The following is a 10,041-nucleotide window of genomic DNA, read 5'->3' on the forward strand; positions in this document are numbered from 1 at the left end:
TGAAAAATAAATACCGTCAAAAAAACCGACGGTAAAATGATGCTCTCTGAAATCGTGGTCAATCGTTAAAAAGAAAAAGAGCGCCGTCATTGCTGGGCGCTCTGTGTTTTTTCAAATCGTGGTCAATCGTTAAAAAGCTCTGGTATATAATTAGTGCTTAATAATGTACATCTCTTGACTGTAAGCCACGTCTTCCGGGTTGGTGATCGGATAGCCTTTCACCCAAGGTTTGATCAGGCGGCCGTTGGTGTACTGGTAGATCGGCGCGATCGGAGCCTGCTCGGCGATGATCTGCTCGGCCCGGTTGTAGTCGTCGTTGCGGCGCGCGTCGTTGGTTTCACGGCTGGCGTCACTCACGGCTTTGTCGTAATCGGCGTTACTGAATTTACTGATGTTACTGTTGTGGGTAGAGGTCAGCAGCGACAGGAATGTGGAGGCTTCATTGTAGTCGCCGACCCAAGAGGCGCGGATCACGTCGAAGTTGCCGGTATTGCGGCTGTCGATGTAGGTTTTCCACTCCTGATTGACCAGCTTGACGTCGGCCCCCAGGGTTTTCTTCCACATTGAGGCCACGGCGATAGCAATCTTCTGGTGGCTCTCAGAGGTGTTGTACAGCAGGGTAAGCTTTAGCGGCTTGTTAGGGCCATAGCCCGCCGCCGCCAGCAGCCCTTTAGCCTGCGAGTCCAGCTCTGCCTGCGAGTATTGCTGGAGAATACTTTTGCTCGGCTTGAAGCCGTTAGTGACGTTCGGCGTGAAGTGATAAGCCGGTATCTCGCCGGTGCCCAAGACTTTCTCAGCAATAATTTTACGGTCGATGCTGTAGGACAGAGCCTGACGCACGCGCGGGTCATCGGTCGGCGCACGCTTGGTGTTAAACGCGTAGTAGTAAGTCCCCAGCTGGAATGGCGTGTAAACCTGCCCCGGAATGTCCTTCAGCAGCTTCTGATACTGGTCTTTCGGGAAAGATTCGGTGATGTCGATGTCATCGGCCAGATAGCGTTTAGTGGCATTGGACTCTTTGTTAATCGGCACAAAGGTCACTTTGGTCAGCACCGTATGGGCGTGATCCCAGTAGTGCGGATTCGGCTCGAGCACCAGCTTTTCATTCACCACGCGGTCTTTCAGCACGAAAGCGCCGTTACCCACCATATTGCCGGGCTTGGTCCAGTCTTCACCATATTTCTCAACTGTGGCCTGATGTACCGGGAACAGGCTGAAATTCGCCAGCAGGCTGACGAAGTAAGGCACCGGGCGGTCAAGCTGCACTTTCAGCTGGGTGTCGCTGACAGCGGTCACGCCGAGCTTATCCACCGGCATTTTGCCCGCAATAATGGCGTCAGCGTTTTGAATCCCGGCCAGGCCAGCAAACCATGCGCCGGTGGACAGCCCTTTCGGGTCCACCAGTCGACGCCAGCTATAAACGAAATCTTTCGCAGTGACAGGGTCACCGTTTGACCAGCGCGCGTCTTTGCGCAGATTGAAGACGAAGGTTTGGTTGTCCTGCGTGTGCCAGCTTTCGGCGACGCCCGGCACGCTTTTGCCATTGGCATCCTGATTGACTAACCCTTCGAACAGGTCGCGCACCACCTGAGCTTCAGGCAGGCCAATGACCTTGGTCGGGTCGAGCGAGGCGGGTTCATCTTTGATATGGCGGACAATTTCTTGCTTATCGGCCAACTGGGTCCCGGCCGGAACCTGCGCGGCGCTTGCGGTTCCTAGTGACAGCGCCACTAAACCGGCGCAAAGCGAATAAGCGAAGAGATGAGACTGTTTTCCCTGAGGCATGGTCGACTCCCGACAAGCAATTGATTTAATGATGTTACTGAGTTGTACCATTCATTGAATTCATACCCTATAAAAATTCGTTACAGATTTGTCTTGGCGCACAAAACTTCGGCAAGCCGGCGCAGTTTGCAGAAAAAAGGTGATTCGCGCCCTGCTGTCGACAATAAAACTACATTCAACGGGCAAACTGCGGTAAAAAAAGTTATTCAAACCTCTAATAACGGAACTGTTATGAGCGCCTTAATTCCCCGTCCCCTGCGCGGAAAACTCAGTAATCTTGGATTGCCCTACGGCAAGTCGCTGCTTGGCGCGCCGCTGATCTATTTTCCAGCGGCCCAGCCCGATGCCAGTACCGGGCTGATTCTGGCGGGGACTCACGGCGATGAAACCGCCGCCGTGGTCTCGCTCTCCTGCGCGCTGCGCTCGATTAAACCCGAGCAGCTGCGCCATCACGTGGTGTTGGCGGTGAACCCTGACGGCTGCCAGCTGGGGCTGCGCGCCAATGCCAACGGGGTAGATCTCAATCGCAACTTCCCCAGTGCTAACTGGAAAAGCGGTGACACGGTTTATCGCTGGAACAGCGCGGCGCAGGAGCGTGACGTGGTGTTGTCGACTGGAGAAAAGGCTGGCTCAGAGCTGGAAACGCAGGCGCTGTGCCATTTGATCCACCAGCTTGCTCCGAAGTGGGTAGTGACGTTTCACGAGCCGCTGGCCTGCATTGAAGACCCGCACACTTCGCCGCTGGGGGCTTGGCTGGCTAACGCCTTCAGCCTGCCGCTGGTGACCAGCGTGGGTTACGCCACGCCCGGCTCTTTCGGCAGCTGGTGCGAGGACCTGGGGTTGCACTGTATTACGGCGGAATACCCGCCGGTGTCGGCGGACCACGCCAGTGAAGTCTACCTACAGGCGCTGATCGACCTGCTCACCGGCGCGGCGGACGAGCCTTAACTTTTTTACTGGGCGGAGCCTGCGAGGTCAATCACTCCGCAGTGGAAAGCCAGCGGCGGATCGACGTCCTGCGCGAGCCAGGTTGGGCCGTCGAGGTCAACAAACTTCGCCCCGGCGGCCAGCGGCAGCGCGGCGCGCACCGCCCGTGACGTACACAACATGCAGCCCAGCATGATGTCAAAACCTAGCGCATGGGCCCCTGACGCCAGCCTTAGCGCCTCGGTCAACCCGCCGGTTTTATCCAGCTTGATGTTGACCATTTCATAGCGACCTTGCAGCGCCTCTAGCCCTTCCAGCGTGTGACAGCTTTCATCGGCACAAATTGGCAGTGGATGGATGAAGTTCTCCAGCGCGGAGTCCTGCCCGGCGGGAAGTGGCTGCTCAAGCATCATGACGCCTAAATCCGCCAGCAGCTGGCAACGCGACGCCAGCCCTTCGCTCTGCCACGACTCATTGGCATCAACGATTAACGTCGCGTGCGGCACGGCGCTGCGGATCGCCACCATGCGCTCGGCAATCATGCGATCGTCGAGTTTCACTTTCAGCAGGGTTGCGCCGTTTTTCTGGTGCGTTAAGGCGGCGGCGGCCATCGCCTCGGGGGTATCCACACTCAGGGTCTGGGCCATGCTGATGGAGGAAAGCGGCTCAATGCCGGTGAGATCCCAAAGGCTGCGCCCGCTCTGCTGACTCTCCAAATTCCACAGCGCGCAGTCGAGGGCGTTGCGCGCCGCTCCGGCGGGCAGCAGGCGCTGTAGCTCGTCGCGGCTGGCGCCCTGCTCGATAGCGGGCAGCACGCTGGCTATCTGCTCCATGACGCTGGTTTCGCTTTCGCCATAGCGCGGATAAGGGGTGCATTCGCCGACGCCGCGCACGCCATTGTGTTCAATTTCTACCGTGACCACCCTCGCCTCGGTTCGACTCCCGCGTGAAATGACAAAGGCCGTGTGTAACGGCCAGGCTTCTGGATAAAAGCGCACACTTCTCATAACGGCTCCCAATTTTCCTCTGCCACCTTCGGCCCATGCTCAAAGGTTTAACACCGCGTCTCTTTTTCCAAAGTAGTTGAAATTGGCGCTTTTCAGCAAGTCACAAAATGACCTGAAGTTAATTTGGATCAGTAACTTGGGATATCGCGCACAGCCCGCGCGGCTTCGCCCAAAACTTCGACGGGAAAACAATTATTTAGCAAACTTTATATATCCAATTCACAATTGTTATCCTAAACTGAGGGCCGTTTGTCTCATCTGTACAAAGGAAAATATTATGACCCAGACAGTACATTTTCAGAGCAACCCGGTTAGCGTTGCTGGCCAAATCCCACAGGTCGGCGATAACGTTAAGCCTTTTACTTTAGTCGCAAAAGATCTCTCTGATGTCAGCCTGAGCAGTTTTGTAGGTAAACGCAAGGTGCTGAACATCTTCCCAAGCATTGATACCGGCGTTTGTGCGGCTTCCGTGCGTAAATTCAACCAGTTGGCGGGCGAAGTAGACAACACCGTGGTGCTGTGTATTTCTTCTGACCTGCCGTTCGCGCAGTCACGCTTCTGCGGCGCGGAAGGCCTGTCAAACGTAGTTACCCTCTCCACCCTGCGTGGCGGCGAGTTCAAGAATGACTACGGCGTGGCGATCACCGATGGCCCATTGGCGGGTCTGACTGCCCGTGCCGTTATCGTTCTGGATGGTCAGGACAACGTGCTGCACAGTGAGCTGGTTAACGAAATCACCACTGAACCTAATTACGAAGCTGCCCTGGCCGTACTGAAATAGTCTGCCCTGGCCTAAGGCTTACAAGACAAAGCCCTGCGTTTGCAGGGCTTTTTTATGGTTTTGTTAAAGCTGAATACGGCGATTATTCGTCGCTGCCGTCGGGCTTGCGGCTGCTCAGGCCGTACTCGCGCAGCTTGTTGGCAATCGCGGTGTGGGAGACGCCAAGGCGTTTCGCCAGCTTACGTGTACTTGGATAAGTGCGATAAAGCCGGGTTAACACCGAACGCTCGAAACGCTTGCTGATGTCGTCCAGCGAGCCGTTCAGCGCCTCTTCCCCCAGCGCCACTTCGGCATCAAAGTCAGGCAGAACCACGTCCTGCGGGCGCAGCTCGCCGCCTTCTAACTGAGTTAACGCCCGGTAAATGGCGTTTTTCAGTTGGCGAACGTTACCCGGCCAGCCGTAGTGCGTGAGGTAATTGGCCAGTTGGGAAGAGAGCTTCGGACGCGGCATCCCCTGCTCGTCGGAGAAACGCGCCACGAACAGCTCGGTGAGCGGCATCACGTCGGCCTGACGTTCGCGCAGCGGCGGCAGCGTCACGGTGAGCACGTTGAGGCGATAATAGAGATCCTCGCGGAATTCGCCGCGCTGTACCAGCTCCACCAGATTCTTCTGGGTGGCGCACATCACGCGCACATCCACTTTCACCTCATGCTCTTCACCCACGCGACGGAAAGTGCCGTCATTCAGGAAGCGCAGCAGCTTGATCTGCATTCTTGGCGACATTTCGCCGATTTCATCCAGCAACACCGAGCCGCCGTTAGCCTGCTCGAAGAAGCCTTTTTTGCCTTCTACCGCGTTTGGGTAAGCCCCGGCGGCGTAGCCAAATAGCTCACTCTCCACCACTTCGTCCGGCAGCGAGGCGCAGTTCAAGCCGAGGAACGGCTTCTTGCCGCGCGCGCTGCGCAGATGGCAGGCGTGGGCCAGTAAATCTTTGCCGGTGCCGGTATCGCCGACAATCAGCAGCGGCGCATCGAGCATCGCCAGCTTGCGCGCCTGCTCCAACACCTGACGCATTTTGCTGCTCACCGCCACAATGTGGTCAAACTCGCTGTCATCGTTGACGGTTAAGTCTTGCAGCTGGCGGCCCATGCGCGCCGTGGATTTGAGCATCACCACCGCGCCGACCATTTCGCTGGCCTGCTGCTCGTCGTTCAGCTCAATCGGCGTCAGGTCCATCAGGAAATCCTGACTGCGGATCACCACTCGCTCGGAGTGCGGGCGGCTGGATTCACTCTCCAGCCAGCGGGTAATGTTATAGCCGGTGATCAGGCTGGCGGCGGGCTGTTGGCGAATTTTGTCTTCGTCCATTTCAAACAGCGCCAGCGCGGCCGGGTTGGCAAGATCAACCTTGCCTTTCATATCGATGGAGAACACAGGTTCTGGCATGGAAACCAGCAAGGCGCGCAGCGCACGGTGCTCGCGCTCGGAGGGCATAAACGCCACGGTGCGGACATCCGTCACGCCGTCGATGCGCCGAATTTCGGCCATCAGCGCACGGAAAGTGTCAAAATCCAGTTGGGAGAAATTAAGGTAAATACGACCACTGGCCGCAATCTCAATGCCGCGCAGATCAATGCTACGCAGAACCAATAAATCGAGTAACTCTCGGGCAAGACCCAAGCGGTCTTCGCAAAAAACTTCCAGACGCATCAGTGTTGACCTTTTTCTGCCGGTGCGGAAATCGCTGGTGAGAATAATACTCTCTCAAGTACAGCGGAAGAAGAGACTGTCACAAAATGTTGACAGAAAATTGTAATAATTAGCAGAAAAATCTTAGGACAAGACTCAATTATCTTCAATTTTTGAAAAAATGTTCAAAAGCTGAGCAGTGCCGCCCTCGTACCATTGGCAAAAATTATCTGCTAACATCGGCTGCTGATTTCACCGTCTAAAATGGTTCCCGACTATGAAGTTCGTCTCCTTTAATATCAACGGATTGCGCGCGCGTCCGCACCAGCTCGCCGCCCTTATCGAGCAACATCAGCCAGACGTTATCGGCCTGCAAGAAACCAAAGTGCATGACGATATGTTCCCGCTGGAAGAGGTTAGCCAGCATGGCTATCACGTTTTCTATCATGGCCAGAAAGGTCATTACGGCGTGGCGATGCTCACCAAGCAGGAGCCGGTTGCCGTGCGCCGCGGCTTCCCGGGCGACGAAGAAGACGCCCAGCGCCGCATCATCATGGCGGATATCGAAACCCCGCAGGGCCTGCTGACCGTGATTAACGGCTACTTCCCACAGGGCGAAAGTCGTGACCACCCGACCAAATTCCCCGCCAAAGCGCGTTTCTATCAGGATTTGCAGGACTACCTGACAAATCACCTGTCGGTGCAAAATCCGGTGCTGGTGATGGGCGATGTGAACATCAGCCCGACCGATTTGGATATCGGCATTGGCGAAGACAGCCGCAAACGCTGGCTGCGCACCGGCAAGTGCTCCTTCTTGCCAGAAGAGCGCAAGTGGATGGATCGCCTGAAAGGCTGGGGCTTGGTGGATACTTTCCGCTTCGCCAACCCAGAGGTGAACGATCGGTTCTCGTGGTTCGACTATCGCTCAAAAGGCTTTGACGAAAATCGCGGCCTGCGAATCGACCTGCTGTTAGCCAGCACCCCGCTGGCGGCGCGCTGCATCGCCACAGGCATCGATTACGACATTCGTGGGATGGAGAAGCCTTCCGACCACGCGCCGGTGTGGGCCGAATTCGACCTGAAATGACCGACCAGGCGGCTTTGCCGATAGTGGATGTGGTGGCGGCGATCATTGAGCGGGATGGCAACATTCTGCTGGCTCGCCGCGACGCCTCCAGCGATCAGGCAGGCCTGTGGGAGTTCCCCGGTGGCAAAGTTGAAGCCGGGGAAACTCAGCCACAGGCGTTGATTCGTGAGTTGCAGGAAGAGATGGCCATCGATGTACAGGTGGAAGCTTGGGTTGCCAGCCACGACACTCCGCAGACGGCGCAGATCATACGCCTGCACGCCTGGCGCGTTTCGGCTTTCCAAGGTGACATTACGTTACGTTGTCACTCGGAATATGTTTGGGTGACGCCGCAACAGGCGTTTAGCTACGCGCTGGCCCCGGCCGATGTCCCCTTGCTGGAAGCCTACTGCGCTAGGCTGTAAGGCTAGATGAATAAAACTAAGGGCGCCCTCTCGGCGCCCTTTTGCTATTCACTGATCACTTGCAGAACGGCTGGCGTTACTTCTTCATCCGTTCCCATTTCAAATCGTTAGTGCCCACCACCTGCGGGTCGCGCACGCACTGCAATACAATGCTGTCGGCTGTTACCACCGCCCCTTCGGTGTAGCTTTTGTTATTGTAAATGCAGCAGTTATGACAGGTCGGCGCGCTGTTTTGATTGGCATTAGCGCTGTTCTCCCACACCTGCGGCGGCAGGGGAACCACGATATCTGCACCATTGCCGATGCCAGGGCGATTGGCCATCGCGGGCGCGGCCAGCAGCAGCGAACTGCCCAACACGGCCATTATCAGTTTATTCATCATGGGTCGCTTCCTTACCTTTTGGCGGTGCCTTACGGCGTTTAGGGGCGCTCTTCGCGCCTTTGGCACCTGTCGCCGCCTTGCCCGTTCCCGCCGGTTTGGACGGAATACTGCGAAACGCCGAGGATACCCTTGTGGTTTTCGCCTGAATAATCAGGTTCTGTAAGGTCGCTACCAGAGGTTGCATAAAATCCTGGTAGCGGCAATTTTTCTCACTGATGCGAGTCAGCGTCGACTCCCAGTCGGCGGTCATATCCGGGCGTCCGGCGATGTCCGGCAGCGAGTGGATCAGCGCCCGGCCAGTGTCGCTAGAGTGAATATAGCGCCCCTTCTTGTAGAGAAACTCGCGGCGGAACAGCAGCTCAATAATCCCCGCGCGGGTGGCTTCAGTGCCCAAGCCGTCGGTAGCGCGCAGGATTTTCTTCAATGCCTTGTCCTGCACGAAACGGGCGATCCCGGTCATGGCCGAGAGCAGCGTGGCGTCGGTAAAAGGCCGTGGCGGCTGGGTTTGCCGCTCGACCACTTCACCCCGTTCGCACAATAGCTCATCGCCCTTGGCGACCACTGGCAGCGGCGTGCCCTCGTTCTCTTCGTCACGCTCTTTGCTGCCCAACAGGGTGCGCCAGCCCGCCTCAGCCAGAAAACGCGCCTTGGCGATAAACTTGCCGCCGGCGATATCCAAATCAATCACGCATTTGCGGAATACGGCGTCCGGGCAGAACTGCATCAAGTATTGCCGCGCCACCAAATTATAGATTTTCTGCTCGTCGTCGGTGAGATTCACCTTGCTGCTGCGCGCCGTCGGAATAATCGCGTGGTGAGCATCGACCTTTTTGTCATCCCAGCAGCGATTGCGTTTGTCGACATCTACCACCGGCTGCGGCAGTAAATCGGGTTGGTGGATGCTGATGGCGTTGAGTACCGCGTGTCGTCCGGCAAAATGCTCTTCAGGCAGGTATCGGCTATCCGAGCGCGGATACGTAATCAATTTGTGCGTTTCGTACAGCCGCTGGCAAATATCGAGGATTTGCTGGGCGCTGAGACCAAAGGCTTTCGAACCCTCAATCTGTAATGAGGAAAGAGAAAATGGCAGCGGCGCGGTGTCGTTTTCGCGCTTATCGTTGTAGCCGGTGACCAGTGCGGGCTGGCCCGCAATTCGCGCCACCACGTGGTCGGCCAGCGGGCGGTGCAGCAGGCGGCCCTCTTCATCCTGATAAGGCTCGCAGGACTCGCTCGGCTGCCACAGCGCCACAAAACGCTCATCCAGCGGCGTCACGATGTGGGCTTTGACTTCGAAATAATCTTTGGGAACGAAGTTCTCAATCTCTTCGTCGCGGCGCACCACCAGCCCGAGCACCGGCGTCTGCACCCGTCCGACGGAGAGCACGCCGTTATAGCCTGCGTTGCGCCCCAAAATGGTATAGGCGCGGGTCATATTGATGCCATAAAGCCAGTCGGCGCGGGAGCGCGCCAAAGCCGAGACGCAGAGCGGAATAAAGTCGCGATTATCGCGCAGGCGCTCAACGGCGCGTTCGACGGCCTGTGGGTTGAGGTCGTTAATCAGGCAGCGTTGCACGCTTTGGCGTTTTTCCGGCGTCAGTTCGAGGTAGTCCAGCACCTCGTCCACCAGCAGTTGCCCTTCACGATCCGGGTCACCCGCGTGGATAACCTGAGTGGCTTCCAACAGCAGTTTTTTAATGACATTCAGCTGCTTAGCGACCGAAGAGCGCGGCTGAAGCTGCCATTTTTCGGGGATAATCGGCAAGTCGTTGAGGTTCCAGCGCGCATAGCGGCTGTCGTAGGCATCGGGCTGCGCCTGTTCCAACAAGTGGCCGACACACCAGGTAACGACCTGATCGTTGCCGCAGGCGATAAAACCGTCGTCGCGACGATGAGGTTTTGGCAAAACGTCAGCGATAGCGCGAGCCAGGCTGGGCTTTTCGGCAATAAATAAACGCATCAGGCAGCATCCTTAACTGTCGGATTGGGTAAAACCGTTTTTATCGCCCTGAGTCTCATCGTCCATCCTTTGTTCACAGCA

9 protein-coding genes are annotated in these 10,041 nt (G+C 56.8%); 4 read left to right on the forward strand and 5 right to left on the reverse strand.

From position 1 onward, the window contains the following. Positions 1 to 150 precede the first annotated feature (150 nt). Positions 151 to 1,785, reverse strand: a complete 1,635-nt coding sequence (locus ACT3RT_RS14090; protein ID WP_496203196.1) for a peptide ABC transporter substrate-binding protein — start codon at positions 1,783 to 1,785, stop codon at positions 151 to 153. Positions 1,786 to 2,016: 231 nt separating this feature from the next. Here ACT3RT_RS14090 and mpaA point away from each other — a divergent pair, with 231 nt between their 5' ends. After that, positions 2,017 to 2,733 (forward strand): murein tripeptide amidase MpaA, encoded by a 717-nt coding sequence (gene mpaA / locus ACT3RT_RS14095; RefSeq protein ID WP_496203197.1) that lies wholly within the window; start codon positions 2,017 to 2,019, stop codon positions 2,731 to 2,733. Positions 2,734 to 2,738: 5 nt separating this feature from the next. Here mpaA and ycjG read toward each other — a convergent pair whose 3' ends face one another. Then, complete coding sequence (gene ycjG / locus ACT3RT_RS14100) at positions 2,739 to 3,719, reverse strand: L-Ala-D/L-Glu epimerase (RefSeq protein ID WP_485900688.1); 981 nt, start codon at positions 3,717 to 3,719, stop codon at positions 2,739 to 2,741. 277 nt (positions 3,720 to 3,996) lie between these two features. On the opposite strand from ycjG, the gene tpx reads away from it, so the two are divergent. Continuing rightward, positions 3,997 to 4,500, forward strand: a complete 504-nt coding sequence (gene tpx, locus ACT3RT_RS14105) for a thiol peroxidase (RefSeq protein WP_396130642.1) — start codon at positions 3,997 to 3,999, stop codon at positions 4,498 to 4,500. 82 nt (positions 4,501 to 4,582) lie between these two features. Here tpx and tyrR read toward each other — a convergent pair whose 3' ends face one another. Then, entirely contained in the window at positions 4,583 to 6,151 is a 1,569-nt protein-coding gene (gene tyrR, locus ACT3RT_RS14110; protein ID WP_353502122.1) for a transcriptional regulator TyrR, read from the reverse strand. Positions 6,152 to 6,407: 256 nt separating this feature from the next. On the opposite strand from tyrR, the gene xthA reads away from it, so the two are divergent. After that, positions 6,408 to 7,217, forward strand: a complete 810-nt coding sequence (gene xthA, locus ACT3RT_RS14115; protein WP_496203198.1) for an exodeoxyribonuclease III — start codon at positions 6,408 to 6,410, stop codon at positions 7,215 to 7,217. Positions 7,218 to 7,231: 14 nt separating this feature from the next. Then, the gene (locus tag ACT3RT_RS14120; protein WP_485900968.1) at positions 7,232 to 7,621 is read left to right on the forward strand and encodes a pyrimidine (deoxy)nucleoside triphosphate diphosphatase; all 390 of its coding nucleotides are present in this window, start codon (positions 7,232 to 7,234) and stop codon (positions 7,619 to 7,621) included. Between the two features lie 76 nt (positions 7,622 to 7,697). Here ACT3RT_RS14120 and ACT3RT_RS14125 read toward each other — a convergent pair whose 3' ends face one another. Both ACT3RT_RS14125 and ACT3RT_RS14130 read right to left on the reverse strand, forming a co-directional pair. Further along, positions 7,698 to 8,003 carry a DUF1496 domain-containing protein gene (locus ACT3RT_RS14125; protein ID WP_353502125.1) on the reverse strand — a complete coding sequence of 102 codons (306 nt, stop codon included), beginning with the start codon at positions 8,001 to 8,003 and terminating at the stop codon, positions 7,698 to 7,700. Beyond that, a complete protein-coding gene (locus ACT3RT_RS14130; protein ID WP_496203199.1) occupies positions 7,993 to 9,960 on the reverse strand; it encodes a DNA topoisomerase III in 1,968 nt (655 codons plus the stop codon). Before ACT3RT_RS14130 ends, ACT3RT_RS14125 begins: the two co-directional genes overlap by 11 nt. Between the last annotated feature and the right edge of the window lie 81 nt (positions 9,961 to 10,041).

The organism is Ewingella sp. AOP9-I1-14, from assembly GCF_052375995.1.
Classification (GTDB): Bacteria; Pseudomonadota; Gammaproteobacteria; order Enterobacterales; family Enterobacteriaceae; genus Ewingella; species Ewingella allii.